At 62.4% G+C, this 19939-nt stretch carries 16 protein-coding genes; 3 read left to right on the forward strand and 13 right to left on the reverse strand.

The features are described 5' to 3' along the window. Nucleotides 1-33: 33 nt before the first annotated feature. Genes pdeM through ACUXVX_RS07975 form a run of 3 tightly spaced genes read right to left on the reverse strand, consistent with a single transcriptional unit; the run spans nt 34 to nt 3747 of the window. Complete coding sequence (gene pdeM / locus ACUXVX_RS07965; protein ID WP_446311115.1) at nt 34-690, reverse strand: ligase-associated DNA damage response endonuclease PdeM; 657 nt, start codon at nt 688-690, stop codon at nt 34-36. A gap of 27 nt (nt 691-717) precedes the next feature. Beyond that, nucleotides 718-3129: a ligase-associated DNA damage response DEXH box helicase gene (locus ACUXVX_RS07970; RefSeq protein ID WP_446311116.1), complete on the reverse strand. Its 2412-nt coding sequence runs from the start codon at nt 3127-3129 to the stop codon at nt 718-720. A gap of 6 nt (nt 3130-3135) precedes the next feature. Beyond that, the gene (locus tag ACUXVX_RS07975; RefSeq protein WP_446311117.1) at nt 3136-3747 is read right to left on the reverse strand and encodes a MarR family winged helix-turn-helix transcriptional regulator; all 612 of its coding nucleotides are present in this window, start codon (nt 3745-3747) and stop codon (nt 3136-3138) included. Between the two features lie 56 nt (nt 3748-3803). Here ACUXVX_RS07975 and ACUXVX_RS07980 point away from each other — a divergent pair, with 56 nt between their 5' ends. After that, a complete protein-coding gene (locus ACUXVX_RS07980; protein ID WP_446311118.1) occupies nt 3804-5360 on the forward strand; it encodes an MDR family MFS transporter in 1557 nt (518 codons plus the stop codon). A 51-nt stretch (nt 5361-5411) separates the two neighbouring features. Here the strand turns inward: ACUXVX_RS07980 and ACUXVX_RS07985 are convergent, their stop codons facing one another. Continuing rightward, nucleotides 5412-6722 (reverse strand): ATPase, encoded by a 1311-nt coding sequence (locus ACUXVX_RS07985; RefSeq protein WP_222470084.1) that lies wholly within the window; start codon nt 6720-6722, stop codon nt 5412-5414. A 140-nt stretch (nt 6723-6862) separates the two neighbouring features. On the opposite strand from ACUXVX_RS07985, the gene ACUXVX_RS07990 reads away from it, so the two are divergent. Then, a complete protein-coding gene (locus ACUXVX_RS07990; RefSeq protein ID WP_446311119.1) occupies nt 6863-8482 on the forward strand; it encodes a hypothetical protein in 1620 nt (539 codons plus the stop codon). On the opposite strand, the gene ACUXVX_RS07995 is transcribed toward ACUXVX_RS07990, so the two are convergent. Genes ACUXVX_RS07995 through ACUXVX_RS08005 form a run of 3 tightly spaced genes read right to left on the reverse strand, consistent with a single transcriptional unit; the run spans nt 8479 to nt 10519 of the window. Then, the gene (locus tag ACUXVX_RS07995) at nt 8479-8973 is read right to left on the reverse strand and encodes a prepilin peptidase (RefSeq protein ID WP_446311120.1); all 495 of its coding nucleotides are present in this window, start codon (nt 8971-8973) and stop codon (nt 8479-8481) included. The genes ACUXVX_RS07990 and ACUXVX_RS07995 overlap by 4 nt on opposite strands. Nucleotides 8974-8988: 15 nt before the next feature. After that, a complete protein-coding gene (locus tag ACUXVX_RS08000) occupies nt 8989-9846 on the reverse strand; it encodes a tetratricopeptide repeat protein (RefSeq protein ID WP_222470081.1) in 858 nt (285 codons plus the stop codon). A 31-nt stretch (nt 9847-9877) separates the two neighbouring features. Beyond that, nucleotides 9878-10519 carry a tetratricopeptide repeat protein gene (locus tag ACUXVX_RS08005; RefSeq protein WP_446311121.1) on the reverse strand — a complete coding sequence of 214 codons (642 nt, stop codon included), beginning with the start codon at nt 10517-10519 and terminating at the stop codon, nt 9878-9880. Between the two features lie 653 nt (nt 10520-11172). On the opposite strand from ACUXVX_RS08005, the gene ACUXVX_RS08010 reads away from it, so the two are divergent. Next, entirely contained in the window at nt 11173-12174 is a 1002-nt protein-coding gene (locus ACUXVX_RS08010) for a hypothetical protein (RefSeq protein WP_446311122.1), read from the forward strand. A gap of 233 nt (nt 12175-12407) precedes the next feature. Here ACUXVX_RS08010 and ACUXVX_RS08015 read toward each other — a convergent pair whose 3' ends face one another. The 6 genes from ACUXVX_RS08015 to ACUXVX_RS08040 form a co-directional block, all read right to left on the reverse strand. Next, entirely contained in the window at nt 12408-13406 is a 999-nt protein-coding gene (locus ACUXVX_RS08015; protein WP_222470078.1) for a type II secretion system F family protein, read from the reverse strand. A 10-nt stretch (nt 13407-13416) separates the two neighbouring features. After that, nucleotides 13417-14385: a type II secretion system F family protein gene (locus ACUXVX_RS08020; RefSeq protein ID WP_222470077.1), complete on the reverse strand. Its 969-nt coding sequence runs from the start codon at nt 14383-14385 to the stop codon at nt 13417-13419. A gap of 14 nt (nt 14386-14399) precedes the next feature. Beyond that, complete coding sequence (locus tag ACUXVX_RS08025; protein ID WP_222470076.1) at nt 14400-15875, reverse strand: CpaF family protein; 1476 nt, start codon at nt 15873-15875, stop codon at nt 14400-14402. Nucleotides 15876-15901: 26 nt separating this feature from the next. Continuing rightward, nucleotides 15902-17155: an AAA family ATPase gene (locus ACUXVX_RS08030; protein WP_222491724.1), complete on the reverse strand. Its 1254-nt coding sequence runs from the start codon at nt 17153-17155 to the stop codon at nt 15902-15904. Between the two features lie 392 nt (nt 17156-17547). Further along, nucleotides 17548-18195 carry an OmpA family protein gene (locus tag ACUXVX_RS08035; RefSeq protein WP_222470074.1) on the reverse strand — a complete coding sequence of 216 codons (648 nt, stop codon included), beginning with the start codon at nt 18193-18195 and terminating at the stop codon, nt 17548-17550. 5 nt (nt 18196-18200) lie between these two features. Then, a complete protein-coding gene (locus ACUXVX_RS08040; RefSeq protein ID WP_446311123.1) occupies nt 18201-19652 on the reverse strand; it encodes a type II and III secretion system protein family protein in 1452 nt (483 codons plus the stop codon). Nucleotides 19653-19939: the final 287 nt, after the last annotated feature.

The raw sequence follows: 19939 nt of genomic DNA on the forward strand, positions 1-19939 counted from the left end.
GGCATTCGCGCCGGGAGGCAAGGCACTCCGCAGTCAGGGCAGGGGTACGGCGAGGGCGCGCGGCCCGGTGAGCACGGCGATGGCACGGGCTGCAAAGAGGCGGCGCAGTTCGGGCGTGTCACACCGCAGGCCGCCGGTATAGGTGCCGAAGGCGGGCAGAATGAGTCGTGTGCCATCGTAAACGAAGGCCGGGCGCGAAGTGCCGGAGCGGGGCAGGCGGTGCTTGGGGTGGTAGTGCCCCGAGATCTCGCCCGTCGTGCAGTCATCCTCCGCGATGTGACGAAACCGGAGGCCCGCCACGGCGTGTTGCGCCATGTGCTCGCCGCCAAGCTCCACCGGCCCGGGGTCGTGGTTGCCCTCGATCCAGATCCAGCGGCGACCGGCTTGCATGCCTGCGAGGCGCACCCTGAGGCTGTCGGGCAAGGCCAGTGCCGCGCCCAAGTCGTCGAAACTGTCGCCAAGGCAAACCACGGTGTCCGGTGCCAACAAGTCCAGCTCAGCCTCGAGCCTGTCCAGCGTTTCCACGGTCTCGTAGGGCGGCAGAAGCGAGCCGCCGCGCCGGGCCAACCGTTCGGACTTGCCAAGATGCAGGTCAGAGACGCAGAGCAGCCTCTCATCGGGAAGCCAAAGCGCTCCTGTAGGGCGCGCCTCGAGACGGCAGCCGGCGAAGGTGAAGGCGTGAGCGTTCATGGTCCGTTCCTAGGCCGAAATGTTGGATTACTGCAAGCCCCCGCTCGACAGACCGGCCTTGGCCATGAGCGCCTCGGCCTCAGCTTCCGCCAACCTCTCGCGGCCCTTGCCGGCCACCGGAACCTTGCCCACTTCGAGCAGGAGGGGTGCGGCCATGGGTGTGACCCGGTCAAGCACCACATGGTCGATGCGGCCCTCGACGCGGGCGAGCATCTCTTCGACACGTCCGAAATCTACAAGCCCCTTCATCGCCTCTTCGCGGGTGATCCGCATCAGAAGGTGATCGGGGTCATACTTCAGCAGCGTGTCGTAGAGGATGTCGGAGGAGAAGGTCGCCTGACGGCCAGTTTTGCGGTTTTGCGGCAGGTTGCGCTCGATCAGCCCGGCAATGGTGGCGGAGGCGCGAAACGTCCGTTTCATCACAGCGTTTTTCGCCAGCCACCCTTCCAGAACGTCACGCAGCACCTGCGGGGCCAGAAGCGGGGCCGGGTCTTCCACCTGTTCCAGACCCCAGATCAGTGTGGCGTAGTCGGTGGCGACGAACCCCAGCGGGTCCAGCCCCACCTCCTCCATCCGGCGGGTGACGAGCAGGCCGAGCGTCTGCTGGGCGTTGCGCCCGGCAAAGCCGTAGAGGCAGGTGTGCGCGCGGCTGTCGTACGGGAAGCTCTCGATCAGTAGCCTGTCGCCGCGCGGCAGTTGCGAGACTTCGCGCTGAAGCGCCAGCCAATGGCGGGTGTCGTCCGGCAGCGCCTGCCAATCGCCGTGGATCAACTCCAGAATGCGCTCGGTCAACCGGGTAGAGGCCGAGAACTTGGTGCCGCCGAAGACCGCGATCTTCGGTGTCTTGTTGGCCGAACGGCTGACCTGCACCGTCATCTCTTTCAACCCCTCGTACCGCACGATCTCGCCGCCGATCAGAAAGGTATCACCCTCTGTCAACGAGGCTGCAAAGCCCTCTTCGACTTCGCCGAGGGGCTGGCCGCCCCGGCCGCGCATTCGCACTTTCAGCAAGTCGGTGTCCTGAATGGTGCCGATGTTCATGCGGATGCGCTGCGCCGTGCGCGGGTCACGCAGGCCCCAGAGGCCGTCACGCTGCATCAGTTTCTGCCAGCGGTCATAGGCCTTAAGTGCGTAGCCGCCGGTGGCGCAAAAATCGAGGCAGTCGTCAAAGGCGGCCCGCGACAGGTCACAATAAGCGCCAACGGTTTTGACCTCACGGTATAGCTCGGCCTCATCGAACGTCCCGGCGCAGGCCCGGATCAGGATGTGCTGGCAAAGCACATCGCGCGGGCCGGGGCCGCGCGGCTCGCCATCGAGGTCGTGCTCGGCGGCGGCCTCCAGCGCGGCGCGGCACTCCAGCACCTCGAACCGATTGGCGGGCACCAACCGGGCCTTGGAGGGGGCATTGTAGCGGTGGTTCGCCCGCCCGATCCGCTGGACGAGGCGTTTGACGTTCTTCGGCCCGCCGATCTGGATGATTAGGTCCACATCGCCCCAGTCGATACCCAAATCGAGGGTGCCGGTGCAGACGATGGCGCGAAGGTCACCAGCCACCATCGCGGCTTCGACCTTCTGTCGCTGCTCGCGGGCGAGGCTGCCGTGGTGGATCGCAATCGGCAGGCCTTCCTCATTGGCGAGCCACAGGTTGTGGAAGAAAATCTCCGCTTGCGCGCGCGTATTGTGAAAGATCAACGTGGTCCGGTGCTTGCGCACCTCGGCCAGCACCTCGGGGATTGCATGGGCCGCGCCGCCCCCGGCCCAGGGCGGGGGGGCTGCGGTTTCGAGCATGGCGATGTCGGGAAGGGGGCCGGGATCGGCGAGGATCACTTTGCAGGGGTCTGGGTGGCAGGCCAATTGCCGGGCCAGCGCGGGCGGATCTTCGACCGTGGCCGAAAGGCCGACTCGGCGCATGCCGGGGGCGAGGGCCTGAAGGCGGGACAGCGCGAGCATGAGCTGGTCACCGCGCTTGCTCTCGGCCAGCGCATGGATTTCGTCCACCACCACGCGGCTGAGGCCCGCAAAGATACGCGGCGCATCCTCGTAGGAGATCAGAAGGGCCAGGGATTCCGGCGTGGTCAGCAGAATATGTGGCGGGTCGGCTCGCTGGCGCTTTCGAGCGGAGGCCGATGTATCGCCGGTGCGATCCTCGATCCGGATCGGAAGGCCCATCTCTTCGACGGGCCGCAAAAGGTTGCGCCGAATGTCAGCGGCAAGGGCCTTGAGCGGTGAGATGTAAAGCGTGTGAAGCCCCTCGTGGCTGCCATCCGCCAGTTCCACCAGCGAGGGCAGGAAGCCTGCAAGGGTCTTGCCGCCGCCCGTCGGGGCGATCAGCAGGCTGGCAGGCTCTTGTGCCCGGTCCAGCATCTCCAGCTGATGGGGGTGCGGCTCCCAGCCGTTGCGGGCGAACCAATCGGCGAAGCGTGGCGGAAGCGCGGCCATGCGGCTCTATTTGTCGTCCTTCTGGTTTGCCAGATCTGTCAGCCCTTCACGCAGCGCGTCGATCTCGGCGGCGATCTTGCCGCTGGGGTCGTCGGGGGCATCGGACCATGACGAGAACCGCTCAATCAGCGGCACGAAGGTGCGCACCTCTTCCTCGGTCCAGCTCTTCAAGAAGTGGCCGAGGGTGTAGAATTTGAAGGCCCGGACGGCCTGGACAATCCGGTCGCCATCATTGGTCACCTCTAGAATGGCGCGGCGGGCATCTTCCTGGCTCACGCCGCGGCGCACCAGCTTCTTGCGGATCAGTTCGGTGGTGAGGCGCGAGGCCCGGGACGGGTCAATGCCGAGGCGGGTGGCGACGGTGCCGACCGTGGTTTCGCCTTCGTCCTCGTCGCCAAATTCATTGGCGGGGCGCCAGACGGCGATGAGCGCATCAAGCTCGGCAAGTTCCACCTTGAGCCCGAGTTCGCGGACGGCGCGCAGACCAAGTTCTCGCTTCGTGAAACGGCGCCGCCAGCGTTGGAGCGTCGCGTCCAGTTCAAGAGCACTTCGGGCCAGATCTTCACTGACTCCGACGTGGTCCAGATCGCGAATAACTTGCTCGTCTCTATCGCCCAAAGTGGCTCCCCCTGTCCGTGTGGTTGACATATATATGCTATCGACACATATATGCAATGAACCCGATAACCAAGGCCTTTCAGGCTTTGGGTGGCAAGGACATACATGTGACTGTTTCAACCGAAAAGCCCTTTGTAGACAATGCACCCAGCGGGCGAGTGGGTTTGGTGCTGGTTGCCGTTGCGGCAACTCTGCTCTTTGCCTCCCTCGGGCAAACCATCGTGACCACGGCGATGCCGATCATGGTGGCGGAGCTCGGCGGGGTGGACCACATCACATGGGTCATCACCGCCTTTTTGCTGGCCTCCACCATCGGCGCGCCAGTGAGCGGCAAGCTCGGTGACCTCTTCGGGCGCAAGGTGGTCATCCAGGGCGGTATTTTGGTGTTCGTGCTAGGCTCGGCGATTTGCGGTTTTGCGCAATCGATGGAGATGCTCATCGCCGGGCGTGCGGTGCAGGGCCTCGGCGGCGGCGGCCTCATCGTGGTGTCGATGGCCGTAGTGGCAGATGTGTTGCCGCCCCGGGAACGGGGCAAGGCACAGGGCCTGCTCGGGGCCGTCTTCGGGGTGTCGACCGTCATCGGCCCGCTGATCGGCGGCTTTCTTGTTCAGGCTTTCAGCTGGCACTGGATTTTTTTCGTGAACTTCCCTGTCGGCCTGCTGGCCTTCGTGGTCCTCGGCTTCGCGCTTGAAACGCCGCCGCGCTCCAGCAAGGCGAAGCTCGACTTTCTCGGAGCCGGGTTGCTCGCCACCGTTCTTTCGGTGGCCGTGCTTGGCTCCAACCTCGGCGGGACGGTCCTCCCCTGGGGTAGCGCCGCCTTTCTGGGCCTCGTGGCCTTGGGGCTTGCCGCTGCCGCCGGGTTCGTTCTCGCCGAACGGCGTGCGGAAGAGCCCATTCTCCCTCTGGGGCTCTTCCGCAACAACACCTTCCTCGTCGTGAACACCGTGGGCTTCATGGTGGGCGTGGCCATGTTCGGCACCATCACCTTCATCCCGCTCTACCTGCAGGTGGTGCAGGGCGTGTCGCCCGCCGTGTCGGGGCTGTTCCTGACGCCGATGATGGCCGGGCTGATCGCCTCGTCGACCGGGGCAGGGCAGATCATGGCGCGCACCGGGCGTTACAAGATCATGCCAACGCTCTCGACCGCTTTGCTTGCTTTGGCCATGCTCTCGCTCTCGACCCTCTCCGAAGGCTCGCCGCTCTGGCTTGTGGCTGTGTCGATGATCTTCGTGGGCCTTGGCCTTGGCCCGGTGTTCTCCATAGGGGTCGCCGCCATCCAGAACGCGGTGCCCCGGCACATGCTCGGCGTCGGGACCGCCTCGGCCAACATGTTCCGCCTCATTGGCGGTTCGGTAGGGACGGCGGCCTTTGGCGCACTCTTCGGCACCGGTCTGGCGCAGAACTTGGCCGGCACTTTGCCCGAAGGCACGAGCCTGCGCTCGATGAGCGCGACGACCATTGCCACCCTGTCGCCCGAGGCGCAGGCGCATGTCCAGCACGGTTTCTCACTCGCGCTTCACCCGATCTTCTGGATCGGCGCGGCGGTGGCCCTGCTGGCCTGTGTGACATCGATGAGATTGCGGGAACTCCCGCTTGCAGACGCCCGCGGATGACGGGCTGGCGGCGGCGGCAAGAGGAGGCGCCGCCGCCGCCGACAGAGAACTTTAGTGAACGATCGTCTCTTCCTTGACGAACATGTTCGCCCAGGCCCGGTCGATCAACTCGGGCGTCATCTGGTAGGGGATGCCCTCGAACTCGCAGATGGCGATCATCTGGTCGATCAGGAAGATCGGCTGGTAGTTGGCGTAGATGTTGTCGATCTCCGGATATTTCACCTTCAGCAGGTGGATCAGCGCATCCTGATCGAGCGGCATACCGCGCTTCTTGGCGACCATCGCAAAGATCTTCAGGTAATCTTCCTGCACCGGCCCATCGATCTTGATCTTGAAGAAGATCCGGCGCAGGGCCGCCTTATCGAAGATCTCGTTGGGGTGGAAGTTGGTGGAGAAGATCACCAGCGTGTCGAAGGGCACCTCGAATTTCTCGCCCGACTGCAGGGCGAGGATATCCTTGCTCTCTTCCAGCGGAACGATCCAGCGGTTGACCAGCGCCTGCGGCGGCTCAGCCTGACGGCCAAGGTCGTCCACGATGAAGATGCCGCCGGATGACTTCAGCTGAAGCGGGGCCTGATAGGTGCGTGCGGTGGGGTTGTAGACGAGGTCGAGCATCGAGAGTGAAAGCTCACCGCCGGTGATCACGGTCGGGCGCTCGCAGCGCACATAGCGCGTATCGAAACGGCCGGATGTGCGGCGCAGGCTGTTGGGGTCGTCGGCCTCTTCTTCCACGGCGGTATGCACAATTGGGTCGAAAACTGTGATGACCTGACCGGCGTATTCGATGGCGCGGGGGATGAAGATCTTGTCCCCCATAGCATCGCGAATACCGTTCGAGATCGAGGATTTACCGTTTCCGGGCGGGCCATACATCAGGATCGAGCGACCGGCAGAGACCGCCGGGCCGAGGTGGTCGAGCAGGCTGTCGGGCAGGATCAGGTGGCCCATCGCGTCGGTCAGCTGCTGACGGGTGATCTGGATGTTGCGGATCGACTGGCGCTTCACCTGCTCCTGATACACTTCCAGAGGCACCGGCATGGCGCCGTAGTATTCTGACTGTGCGAGAGCATCGAGCGCTCGAGCCTTGCCCGCGTCAGTGAGCTGATAGCCCATCTCGCCCGAGCCGCCTGCCGTCATGGAACCCGTCGCCTCGATCAGTTTCTGGCTGCGAGCGAGGTCCACCAACTCCTGCGTCACAGGGATCGGCAGACAGATGGCGGGCGAAATCTCGGCCACGGTCTCGACGTTCTTGCGGAAAATGGTCTTCAGCACGATGTCGCGCATCATCACCAGGGGCAATTGCATGTCTTCCAACCGCTTCGGCGCGGGCGGCGCAATTACGTTGGCCACTTCCATGTTCATCCGGGTCACCTGCTCGTTTTTTGGCGCACGTCTCAAAATCTCCCCGAGTTTCGCCGCATAACCGCCCAAGGCGTGGACAATACCCGTGGTGAGCAGGACTGTGCCCCGCTATTGTGGCCAAAAAATGGACAAGAGCAGCGATGAAAAAGACAAACGCCGGTAGGTTGTTCGTGGTTTTGTTGGCGGTTCTCGCTGTTGAGGCCGGGCTGGCGATGTGGCGCGGCCAATTGTTGGTCGGCAAGCATGAAGGCGACATGCTGCACCTGCTCGAGATCGTCTTTCGTATGGCCGATGGCGAGTGGCCGCATCTCGATTTCATGACCCCGATCGGCTTCATGGCCTTCGCGCCCATCGCGCTTTTCGTGAAGCTGGGGGCAGGGGTCGGTTCCTCAATCCTTTATGCCCAGGCGCTGATGGGGCTTCTGCTCTTGCCTCTGGCATGGCGCGCAGGGCTGTCGCGGCTCACGGGATACTGGCCCTACCTTTTTGGCGCGCTGGTCATCGTACTGGTCACGGCGCTGGTGCACGGCGAGGCGGAGCGCTCGGTTTCGATCTCCATGCACTACAATCGCTGGGCCTGGGCCGCAGCCTTCATCGCCATTCTCATTGCGACCCTCCCTCCGGTCGACGGCTACAAGAACCAGACCGCGGATGGCATCGTGGTGGGCCTCGCGCTGGCCTTTCTGGCGCTGTGCAAAGTCACCTACATCGCCGCCTTCGTGATCCCGGTCGCCGTTGGGCTGTTGGCGCACAAGCAGCATCGCGCATTCATGTTCGCATTGGCCACCGGCCTTGCAATCGTGGCAGTCGTGACTGCCTTCGCCGGGCTCGACTTCTGGGCGGCCTACATGCGTGACCTGCTGCGGGTGTCGGCCTCCGAGGTGCGGGCAAACCCCGGAGCGCCATTCGCAGCGGTCATCGCCGCGCCGGCCTACCTTGGCGGCTCTATCGTGCTGCTCTTCAGCGTCATCCTGCTGCGTCAGGCCAAGAAGATGACAGAGGGCTTGGTGCTGCTGCTCCTAACACCCGGCTTCTTTTACGTGACCTTCCAGAACTTCGGGAACGACCCGCAGTGGCTCCTGTTACTGGGCATCCTGCTCTTCGCTGCACGCCCTGAAGGAGTAACGACCAATGGCGCAGGGTGGGATATGCGTACGGCTGTGGGCCTCTCAGGCGCCGCGGCTTTCGCCATGATTGTGCCCTCTGCGATCAACCTCGCTTACAGCCCGATCCGTCACCTCGGGCAGGATGCCGCGCAGCACGTGCCGCTGCTGCCGCGCGCCACCCTTCATGCCGATCTGCAAACCGGAACTGTCCGCGCCCTGCGCGCTGACAAGCGGGTGCCGATGGAAGTGCCGGGCAGCGGCTTGGATGTATGGGCAGAGAGGGCCGAACGCGGGCAGGCGGATGTGCTGAACGGCGAGGAGCTGCCGCGTTGCGAGGTGATGCTCGGCCTCTCCGCTCTGTTCGACAGCATGGCGACGAGCCTTGCAGAGAGCGGCCACGCGGGCGAGCGGATTTTCATCGCCGATCTCTTCTCCTCGATCTGGCTCTTTGGCGATTTCGAGCGACTGGAAGAGGGCGCACCGTGGTACTACGGCGGTCTGCCGGGCTACGATACGGCCGATTACATCCTCGTGCCGCAATGCTCCATCCACCCCAAGGTGCGCGGCCTCGTGCTGGAGCGGATCGCACAGCGCGGTGACACGCTGGTCGAGGTCAGCCGCACACCGCTCTATATCCTGCTGGAAAAGGGCTAGATGCCGTATTTGGCGGCCATCGCAAGGTAGGCCGCGAGCGTTCCGCCGAGCGCGAGACCCATCGGAAAGTCCTTGCGCGTCCAGCTTTCCCAATGGGGCACAATGTTGCGGACGGGGCCGATCGAGCGGGCAATGCGATGGGTCACGAAGGCCGCCAACATGATCGCAGCGAATAGCATCATTACGTTGAACAGGTCACCCAGCGCGATGAAAGGGGACATTGCGGCTGCAAACTTCGCGTCCCCGGCGCCTAGCATCCCCAGCATGTTCATCACGAAGCCGATGGCCAGAACCACGAAGAGGTGGAGCCAGCGCCATGCGTAGTCGACGAAAGGTAGCAGGATCAGCCCCGCGATGGCGTAGACGATCACGGTCAGCACAACGGCCTTGTTAGGGATCTTCATGCGAGCCATGTCCGACCACGCCACGTACAGGCAGATCGGCGCGGTCAGGATGAAGAACCACAGGCTGGCCGTTGCAGGGGCGAGCATGGATGCGGCCCCGGATCAGTTGGTGACGTTGTTTTCCAGCGCCCTGAGCGACCGCACGGCCTCTTCAAAGTGCTGCGGGTGCGCGTCGATCGCCTCTTGCAGCAGGCCCTTGCCGGTTTCCACATCGCCCTGCTTGACGGCGGCCAGTGCGGCGGTGTGCAGGAGCTGCGCTCGCTCGACTTGGGTCATCTGAACCAAGGGCAGCTGATAGTTGCGCTGAGCGCCACGGGCGAGCACGAGGTTGTTCTTGGCGGTGAAGAGCTCCGGGTCGTACTGGATCGCCTCGACGAAGAGCTTTTCGGCGCCGCCGTAGTCGCCACGGGAGAGCTTGGAGTAGCCCCAGTTGTTCAGCACGCCGGAGGGCTTCGTGGTGAGGGCAACAGCGGTCTCGTAGAAGCTGTCGGCCTTCTTCCACTCCTTGTTGCTGTCGGCAACCATGGCCTCAAGGCGGTAGCGCTTGTAGGTCTCGTGGGTGGGCGGGATGCCGTCGAGCGTGGTCTCGGCTTCCTTCCAGTCGCCGTTGCGGAGGAGGGCGTCGGCAAAGTCGACCTTGTCGTCGAGCGTGCTGTCCTCGTGCTTCACCACGGCGCGCCATGCGGCGACGGCCTCGGTATTTTTCTTTGCACGGACAAGACTTAGGGCGAGGCCGCGCTTGAGGTCGATCCGCTTGGGATTGTCCTTGCTGGCGCGCTTGAAGTAGTTGACCGCCTCGTTGGGGTCGGCGACGGTGAGCATGATGTCGGAGAGGCCGTTTTCGTCTACGGCGTTCACCGAGGCCATCGCGCGGGAGACCTCGCCGTCGGCGGATTTCTGACAGGCCGAGAGGGCCAGGGCACCGGTAAGTGCAAGGGAAATAAGGGATGTCTGGCGCATTTTTCTGCGTCCTTTTACTGCTCTTGCTGCCTCATGGCGTGCTGAGAAGAAGGTATTGCCCGCTGCCCCTGCGCACCAAGTCGAAATTGGTTTGTTGTTCTTGTTCAGAACCATAGCCGGGGATCTTCATGCGATCCATAGCGAGGTTCAGGTTTTTCTTGATCTCGGCGGAATTGCCACTGTCCAGCGCGAAGGCGATTTTGAAGACCCTTTCGGCCTCGCCGTACTCGCGTTTTTCCATGAGGATGACGCCTAAGTTGTTCCAGGCAGGGGGAAATTTCTCATCCTTCTCGATGGCCTTGCGCAGAAGATCCTCGGCCTGGCCCAAGCGGCCGAGCTTGAGATTTGCACTGCCCAGCGCGCTCAGGACATCAACCGTCAACCCTTGCTCGGCACCGGCCCGGTAATAGGCCGAGAGCGCCAACTCATACTCCCCCGCGGACATCAGCCTGTGCCCCACGATCAACCCGTCCGGGTCCTCGTAGGAACGGGTGCCACTGGCCTTAGTCCCTTGATTCAATTCAGAAAGCCGATCAGACCCGCAAGCGGCCAGCGCCAGCAGGAGAAGGGCCGCGAGGGCCTTGGGGAAGATCGATCTGTAAGACAGGAGACTGCTCGCCTGCGGGTTCTTGTTGCCGCGAAGATGCGCGCGCGCCCCCGCTCTGGCAACCACCAACCCCGCATCTTCCGGCCGTCAGGCGGCGAAAGGGGCAAAAAGGTGACAGGGGCGCCCGGTGGGGCAGGATTTGAAGGGAGGTATCATAGCACCCCAGCACAAGTGATGCACAACTGATGCACAACCCATGCATACGCGATGCATACGCACGCTGCGTTAAGGGGTTGGGACGTTGGGGTAGGGGAGGGTAAAGGGGCTATGCTGGCAGGTGCCGGATATCTCTTCCGGATTTGAGCACTGATAGGTCTCGGTGCGAAAGACGATGTGCCAATAAGGGTGAGAACCGGACTTTCGTTGCAAACGCGAATGCTCACGGTTATTTGGCCAAAAATGACCTTCACACTGTGCCGTTTTACACGCTTCGAGTGCTTGAAAATGCTGAGATGGCGGGTGCTCAAGGCCCCTCTATTTAGCGAGGCCGCATATGGTAAGTTATGAGGCAGGGCTTCGGAAGCCACTTCGGCTTTGCAAGCTAGCTCTTCGCCAGTTTCTTTGAAACGCACCAAAACGAGCGTTTACGACACGCTGAGGGAGGTAGGTAGTTGGATAAGCGCTATGTTGGCTAAATTGGTGGAGATTTCTCGCGCTCAGGCTCTATCTGCTGATCGCACAGGCTAACTTCTAACTTCGACTACTAGAAAGATAGAGAAATGAAAAGAAACTTAGATCACTATATTCAAAGTCCTGGAGATGCGGTCGCGATAGTTCCGCTGACGCGTATTGATATGCCAAAAAACCTTTCGGAAAGGTCGGACCTCTTTGAGTGCTACCCTGGATCAAAAATCTTGCAAGCCAGTGACTTCTACAAACTGTTGCTTTGCAAAAATCGGTCGGGAATTTTAGATACGCTGGGAACGCTTGAGGCTAATTTTCTTAACAGTTCCATTCTTGTTATGATCCCGATGAAGGGGGTCTCGTTAAACAATGATGAGGCGCTGGATACGCTAAATGACATAAATGCGCTGGTTAAAAATTTCGTTTCTAATCTTTGGCTTTATCGGGATAACAATGTCAATTCAGACGCTGGATATCTGCTGGTTGACATCGGTGGCCAACCTATAATCCATAAAAACGACATGAAGCTTCACTTTTACAATGCGGAGGGTAAGGACGAGAAAACCATTGCTTTCAACTATAAGGAGATATTTTCCGCAGCCTCGATGGCTTCGAAGTCGGCTCAGCATTACATGGCCGATGCGAAGATGGCGTATCAAAAGCCTACCAAGCGGGTCAAAGGTGAAAGCAGGATTGACTGCTTCATTACCTGGGTTATAGATGCCCGCAGGCAGGATGATGTTCTCACGCGAGTTGCAACTTATGTCACCGCCTTAGAGGCGTTATTATCGACTTCCAATGCGGAGCTATCTCACCAACTAAGCGAACGAGTGGCGCTACTGAACCCAGTTGCTGATGCGCTCTCCCCTAGAGACGCTTTTGCAAAAATGAAAAAAGCTTATGGCTTTCGTTCGAAAGCGCTACACGGCGATACAGTAAAAGAGAGCGACCATGATAGTCTGATAGCCACAAGTCGCTTCCTTGACCAAACCTGTCGAGAGTTCGAGCTGTCTCTTTTGACTAATAAAGACTTGCGTGGTCGGTTTCAAAACAATCAGAGTATTGACGCGTTCATCCAAGAAGCGCTTTTCGACTAGACGGGCGTGGGTGATTTGCACCTGTGGCGAATGGCCGGTAACCGGGCTGCGCTTGCATCATCGCGAAAACATAAGGAGAGTCCGCTTTCGGCCGAACTTGCGAATTCGCTGTGGTCGCCGCCGTGATGTCGCTGCTGGTTGAAACGCACTCTTGGTGGGCTTCTACCGTCCACACAGTGAGACTCGTCCGTCACGCACGAGAATAACCGAATGGGGGCCGTAGCCCCCATTCCTCAGAAGAACGTCGCGTTGCTCAGCGTGTCGTAGATCTGGTAGACCGACGGGCCGATGAGGATGATCATCAGCGGGGGCACGGTGAACATCATGGTGCCGAGCGTCAGCTTGGTGGGCAGGACGTTGGCCTTTTCTTCGGCGCGCATTACCCGCTTGTCGCGCATCTCCTCGGAGAAGACCCGGAGGGCGTCTGCAATCGAGGTGCCGAAGCTGGCGGATTGGATCATCACGGTCACGAAGGAGGCGATGTCGGGCACGCCGCAGCGCTCTGACATGTCCTTCAGGACGTTGGTCTTGTCTTTACCGGCTTTAACCTCGTGGGCGACGATCTCGTATTCCTCAGCCAGCGCGGGGTAGCCCTGCTTGATCTCCTTGGAGACCCGGATGATCGCCTGGTCCATCGACTGACCGGCCTCGACGCAGACCAGCATCATGTCGAGCGAGTCGGGGAAGCCGTTGGTGATTTCACCCTGGCGCTGTTGCAGGCGGCGGTTCACCCAGTAGCGGGGCAGGTAGTAGCCCGCGAAGCCCGGGATCAGCACCATCATCAGGAGCTGCTGGGTTTCGACCTCGCCATTGGCGGAGCTGATGATGGCGATAAGCAGGCCGATCAGCAGCATGCCGATGCCGAGCGAGAACTGGATGAAGTGGTAGATCCGCACCGCGTTCTTGGAGCGGTAGCCGGCCTGCATCATCTTCAGCCGCGCGGCGCTCATCTCTTCGGCCGACTGGGGCTCGAGGAAGGTGGCGAACTTGTCGAGCTTCTCGGCGTTCTTGTTCTTGGTCCGGAGCTTGGCGCCCTTCGGGTCGTCGGCCTTGGCAGCGCGTGCGCCGCCGCCGGTGCCCTTGAGCTTGTCCATCGGGTCTGCCGGCTTCTTGAGGAAGGAGGGCAGGGTGAGCAGCACCAGCACGAGGCCGAGGGCGCCGATGGCGTAGAGCGGGCCAAGGTCGCCGAAGGTTGCGATCAGCCAGTCGTTGGCGTTTTGAAGGAGTTCCATGCGGGCGGCCTCAGACTTTGATGTTCACCATGATCTTCATGAAGACCACGTTGACGACGAGGAAGGTGGCGACGACGATACAGGCGGGGATGAAGGCGGCGGTGTCCTTCACGTCATCGTAGTAGTCGGGTTTGATCACGTTGATCATGATGATCGCGAGGATCGGGAACATCGACAGGAACATGCCGGACCACTTGGCTTCGGCGGTGATCGCCTTGACCCGGCGGAACAGCTTGAAGCGGGCGCGGATCACCTTGCCGAGGCCTTCGAGGATCTCGGCGAGGTTGCCGCCCGACTGCTGCTGGATGGTGACGGCGACGGCGAGGAAGCGGAGGTCCTGCATGTCCATCCGTTCGGCGAGATCCTTGAGGGATTCCGACATGTCGCGGCCATAGGCGGCCTCGTCGGCGATGACGCCGAATTCGGAGCCGAGGGGATCGGGCACTTCCTTGGCGACGATGTTGACCGCCGAGGAGAAGGGGTGGCCGACGCGGAGCGAGCGGACCATCAGTTCGACGGCGTCGGGGAGTTGCTCTTCGACGAGGGTGAGGCGCTTCTTGGCCTTGTTGTTCACCCAGACATAGACGCCGCCGATGCCCATCGCCAGGGAGACGATGATGCGCACGCCGATGCCGGCGGTGGAGGCGACGGAGAGGGCGCCGAAGGCCACGACGGAGAGGCCGAGCATGATGCCGACCAACGCGCCGGGGGAGAAGGCGATGTTGGCTTTCTGGGCCTTGTCGGCGAGGATCGAGTAGAGCGGGATGCTCTTGGTCGTCATGTGCTGCTTCATCTCCTTGCGGAGCTGTTCGAGCACTTCTTCGCGGTTGCCGCCTTTTTCCATCATGTCGAGGCGGCGGTTGACCTTGCTGTTGAGCGAGATCGACTTGCCGAAGACGACAAGGTAGATACCTTCGACCATGACCAGTACGGCCACGAATATGAGGCCGTAGATAATTGGTTCTGCTGAAATCTGCATGGCTGCGCTCCCCCTTATTGCGCGGCGATGGGTTCGAAGATGGTGGCGGGCAGGTCGTAGCCCCAGGATTTGAAGCGGTCGGAGTAGGCCGAGCGGACGCCGGTGGCGTTGAAGCGGCCGATGATCTTGCCGTCAGAGGCCAGCCCGAGGCGCTCGTAGCGGAAGATCTCCTGCATCGAGATAACCTCGCCCTCCATGCCGGTGATCTCGGTGATGGAGACCATCCGGCGGGAGCCGTCCTGCAGGCGCGAGGCCTGCACGATGAGGTTCACAGCGGAGGCGATCTGCGAGCGCACGGCCTTCAGCGGCATTTCGATACCGGCCATGGCGATCATGTTCTCGAGACGCGACACGCCGTCACGCGCCGAGTTGGCGTGGATCGTGGTCATGGAGCCATCGTGGCCGGTGTTCATGGCCTGCAGCATGTCGATCACTTCCTCGCCGCGGGTCTCACCCACGATGATGCGGTCAGGGCGCATCCGCAGAGCGTTGCGCAGACAGTCGCGCTGGGTCACGGCGCCTTTGCCCTCGACGTTGGCGGGGCGGCTTTCCATCCGGCCCACGTGGGTCTGCTGGAGCTGAAGTTCCGCCGTGTCCTCGATGGTCAGGATGCGCTCGGAGTTGTCGATGAAGCTCGACAGGGCGTTGAGCGTTGTCGTCTTACCGGAGCCGGTACCGCCGGAGACGATCACGTTGAGGCGGCAGGCGACGGCGGCCTGAAGGTAGGCGGCCATCTCCTCGGTGAAAGCGCCGAACTTCACGAGGTCGTCGACCGCGAGCTTTTCTTTCTTGAATTTACGAATGGAGACGAGGCTGCCATCCACTGCGATCGGCGGGACCATCGCGTTGAAACGCGAGCCGTCCTGCAAACGGGCGTCGACGTAGGGGTTGCTTTCATCGACACGGCGACCCACGGCCGACACGATCTTGTCGATGATCCGCAGCAGGTGCTTTTCATCCTTGAAAGTGATGTCGGACAGCATGAGCTTGCCCGCGCGTTCGACGAAGATCTGCTTGGGGCCGTTGACGAGAATATCGTTCACGTCATCGTCTTTCAGCAGCGGCTCGAGCGGGCCGAGGCCCGTGACTTCATCGTAGAGATCCTGGTGCAGCGTGGCGCGCTCGTCCTTGTTGAGCACGACGCCCATTGCATCGAGCGTCTCCGCCGAAATGGCGACGATCTCGGATTTCAGGTCGCTCTCGGTCGCGGTTTCGAGTGCGGCGAGGTTGAGGTTGTCGAGCAGCGCCTTGTGCAGCTCCACCTTGATCTCGGAGAGGCGCTCCTTGCGCTTCTTTTCCTTGTCCTCGGGCGTGGCGACCGCGGCCACCTTCACGCCCTTCTGGGGCGTGATCGCGGCGCGCTGGAGCTTGGCCTTGGGGGCAGCAGCGGCGGGAGCCGCCTGCTCGGGAGCGGCGGCTGCGGCAGCGGCGGCGGCCGGGTTGGGCGCGGGTGCCTCTGGTGCGGCCTGTTTCTTGTAGCGCGAGAACATGGGGTGTTTCCTCTACAGGGGTCCGGTCAGACCGCTTCTTCTTCGACCTTCACGAGGTCGAGCAGTGATTTGGCGAGTTTCTGAACATCGCGGCGATACTGGTTTTTCGGGGCGAACTCGCCCAACGGCTGGCCGTGATCGGCGCTGTCGCTGACCTGCTTGGCGCCATTGGCCAGCATCAGCTCGATATCGATGTCGAGCCCTTCGGCCATGCGCTTGACGCGCTGCTTGCCTGAAAGGTCAGTGAACTTGGGCGCGCGGTTGAGCGCGAAGCGCATCTTCTCGAAGGGAAGATCCTCGGATTTCAGCGCCCGGATCATCCGCATGACGTTTTGCGCCGAGCGCATGTCGAGCTCGATGGGTGCGAAGTAGACCTGCGCGGCGTCCAGCACCGTTTCGGTCCAGGTGCAGACGGTGGTGGGCATGTCGATGACCACGAAATCGAAATTGTAGCGGGCCACCTGAAGGATCGCCGAGATATCCTCGGGGGTGACGATATCCAGCGGCAGCATCTCGGCCGGCGCGGTGAGCACCTGCACCTTGTCCTTGTAGCTCTGAAGCGCGGCGAGCAGGGCGGCACTGTCCATCGAGGCGGTGTCGCTCAGCAGCTCGTAGACGGCCTCCTTGCGGTCGAGGTCGAGGAAGGTGGCGGTGGAGCCGAACTGGAAGTCGAAGTCCAGCAGGCAGACGCGGGGGTTGGTGACCTTGTCGAAGGTGGCGAGCTCGTAGGCGAGGTTCACCGCGAATGTGGTGGCACCGGTGCCGCCGGCCATGCCGTGAACCGCGAGCACAACGCCGTTGCGGTCGCTGGCGGTGTAGACGGCAGGCACCGAGGCACCGCCGGCCTGTGCGGCAGCGGCCGGCTCGGGCTCGGGCTTGCGCAGGCGCTCGATAGCATCATGCAGGGCGCTCTCGGGAAGCGGGTAGGGCACGAAGTCGTCGGCGCCGTTGTGCAGCAGCTGGTGCAGCACGATCGGGCTGACATCTTCGGCGATCAGGATGACCTTGACCTTGCGGTCGCGGGCTTTCTTGATGAGGGCGGTGATCTCGGGCAGGTTGCCCTCGTCTTCACCGTCCAGCGCAATGGCGAAGAACTCGAGTTCCTGCGCCTCGTCCTGGTCGAGGAAGGTGTAGGCATCGGCAAAGCCGAGGTCGCCCCAGCTTTCACCCAGCTCGGTCTCCATGTCTTCGATCAGCAGATCGAAGTTCTGCACGTCACGCGACACGGTGCATGCCGTGATGGGCGCCGGTTCTGGCTGCAAAACTGCGGTCATCGTCATTGCCTCACGTCCTTTTTTAACAACAACACCCGGTGCGTGCTGGTGAAGGGGAGGAGCATGTTTTGCCTGGCATCCGCCCCCTCTGGCCCGGGTGCCTTGCGCGAGTCGGTATACGCGCACTGCTCCCAATGAAGAGTTGATGCCCGCGAAGTTGGGCAAGAATGCGGCTGAAAAACCGAAATTGTTGGGTATCTGGCGGGGGATTAACCTCTTGTAAGGGCGTTGTTTCCTGTGGGCGGGACAATGCTTCGATTTATCCACAGATTCTGTTGCCGGGATGGAAACGAAACCCCTCAAAAGAAGAACGCGCGCCGGGGGTGGCGCGCGTTCTGGGTGGCGATGGGGCCCCTGCCGTGTGAGAGGCAGGGCAGGGGGGCTCCCTTGGCCCGGTGTCAGCGTTCTTCGTCGCTGCCTTGTTCGTCGATGATGACCAACTCGTGCGGCTCGGTCGCCGAGGTGATCGTCTCGGTGTAGGAGAACAGCGCGTATTTGCCGTCCTGGAACGACGGGCGCTTGCCCATGAAGCCCGACACCTCGGTCACGGTGCGGCGGTTGCGGCGCTCGCGGTCCTGGGTGTGGATCAGCGGCTGGGTCTCGCCGAAGGAGGCGACCGCCTCTAGCCGGGAGCGGGAAATCCCGCGGGACACGAGGTAGTTGACCGCAGCGCGCGCCCGGCGCAGGCCGAGGGCTTTGTTGTAGCCCGCCGAGCCGACGAGGTCGGTGTGGCCGTAGACCCGGAAGCGCACGGTGGGGTAGCGGGCGATCCAGCTTGCCTGTTGGTCCAGCGCGGCGCGGGCCGAGGCGTCGAGCGCGGCGGAGTTGAAGGCGAAGTTGATCGTGGTCGGCGCCTCGGCGGCGAACTTGCGGCTGAGCTCGATGGCCGCGTTGCGCTGGCCGGTATGAACAAGGTGGTTGTTCATGGTCGAGTTGCCGAAGCCACCGATGTCGAGGTCGCTGCCCGCTGCCCTATCGGCCTGGGGCGTGCACCCGGCCACCGCGATCGCGGTGGAGAGGATGCCGAAGGTGAGTGCCTTTTTCATGGTCTTCACTCCATCACGTAGCCGTAGGAACCGGAGAAGTCCTGCCGGGCCACCTCGCCTGCGCCGCCTTTGGTGGAGCTGCGGGTGGAGGCGCCGTTGGCGGGCATGGCGTCATGGCCGCCGAGGAAGAACTCACGCTCGGTGGGGGGGCGCACACGGTCGGTGGGGAGCGCGAGGGCTTCACCGGTGGTGGGCGTCACGAGGTGGGCGGAGACGATGATCACGAGCTCCGACTGGTTGCGCTGGTAGTCCGACGAGCGGAAAAGCGTGCCCAGGATCGGGATGTCACCGAGCCATGGCACCTTGGAGATGCCGTCGGTGAAGTCGTCCTGCAACAGGCCGGCGATGGCAAAGCTCTCGCCGTCGCGCATCTCCACGGTGGTCGAGGTCGACCGGGTGCGGAAGCCGTTGACGGTGAAGCCCGCATCGGTGAAGCCGATGGTGGTATCCACGCCCGAAACCTCTGCCGTGAGGCGCAGGTTGATGTTCTTGCCGATCACGCGGGGCGTGAAGTTCAGCAGGATACCGAAGGGCTTGAAGTCCACCGTCACCGAGCCGTTGTCGTTGGCCACGGGCACCGGATACTCGCCACCGGCGAGGAATTCGGCGTTTTGGCCCGACAGGGCGGTGAGGTTGGGCTCGGCCAGCGTGCGGATGAAGCCGCGGGTCTCCAGCGCCTCCAGCAGGATGGCCAACTCGACGTTGGAGCCGCCGAAGCCGAAGGAGATGGCGCCGGTGCTCTCGCCCGAACGGGTGACGCTGGTCGAGGCGTCGCCGTCGAACAGGTTGCCGAGGTTGTTGCCGTCGATATAGGTGCCGGAGCCGCCGATGGTGCCGAAGTTGCCGCCACCGCCGGATACGCCGTTGATGCCCACGGACGCGGAGAGCGACTTGGACACGGAGCGGTTCATCTCAGCAAAGCGGACTTTCAGCATCACCTGCTGCGAGCCACCCACGGTCAGAAGGTTGCTGACCCGCTGCGGCGCGTAGCGCTGGGCGAGGTCGAGCGCCCGGTCCACCGCGGCGGCGGAGCTGACGATGCCCGACAGGATCAGGCCGTCGTTTGCGGGGCGCACCTCGATGTGCTCACCGGGGAGCACTTCACGCAGGCGCTCTTTCAGCTCGGAGATATCCGGCGTGACCTGCACTTCGACGTTGGTGATGAGCGAGCCATCGGGCGCGAGCAGCGTGAGCGTTGTCCGCCCCGGTGCCTTGCCGAGCACGTAGATGGTGCGCTCCGACAGCGTGGAGATATCCGCGATGCCGGGGTTTGCGATGGAAAGCTCCGCGAAAGCCTCGTCGCTCTCGACGACGACGGCCCGGTTCATCGGAACTTTCAGGCTGGACGAAGCGGACCCGGACATGACCCGAAGGGTCTGGGCGGCCGCGCCCTCGATATGGGGAATGAAAGCAGCAAGGCCAAGCAGGCCCGCCGCCATAAGCGTTCTAAGTTTCATGTGACCCTGCCTCTATAGTCACTACTAGGAAATGGGGCCTTGAGGCCCACTTGTGGTGGTCACATCCTGCGGGCAGTCATGTTTTTTTGCAAGAATCAAAGCGTTGCGGCGATTCGTTTATGTAGTTTCATAGCAACAGGACGCTATGTGTAGCGGCACGCGGCGCAAGTTGCCCCTAGGGATAGCGGCAGGCTTCTTGAGAAGTCGGGGTAACGACCTCGCGCCCGGCTTGGCTGCCGAAGTCAGCGGATTGCCCGGCGTGACTTCTGCCGAAAGTCGTGTCGCCG

The sequence above is a fragment of the Vannielia sp. SX4 genome (assembly GCF_052828525.1).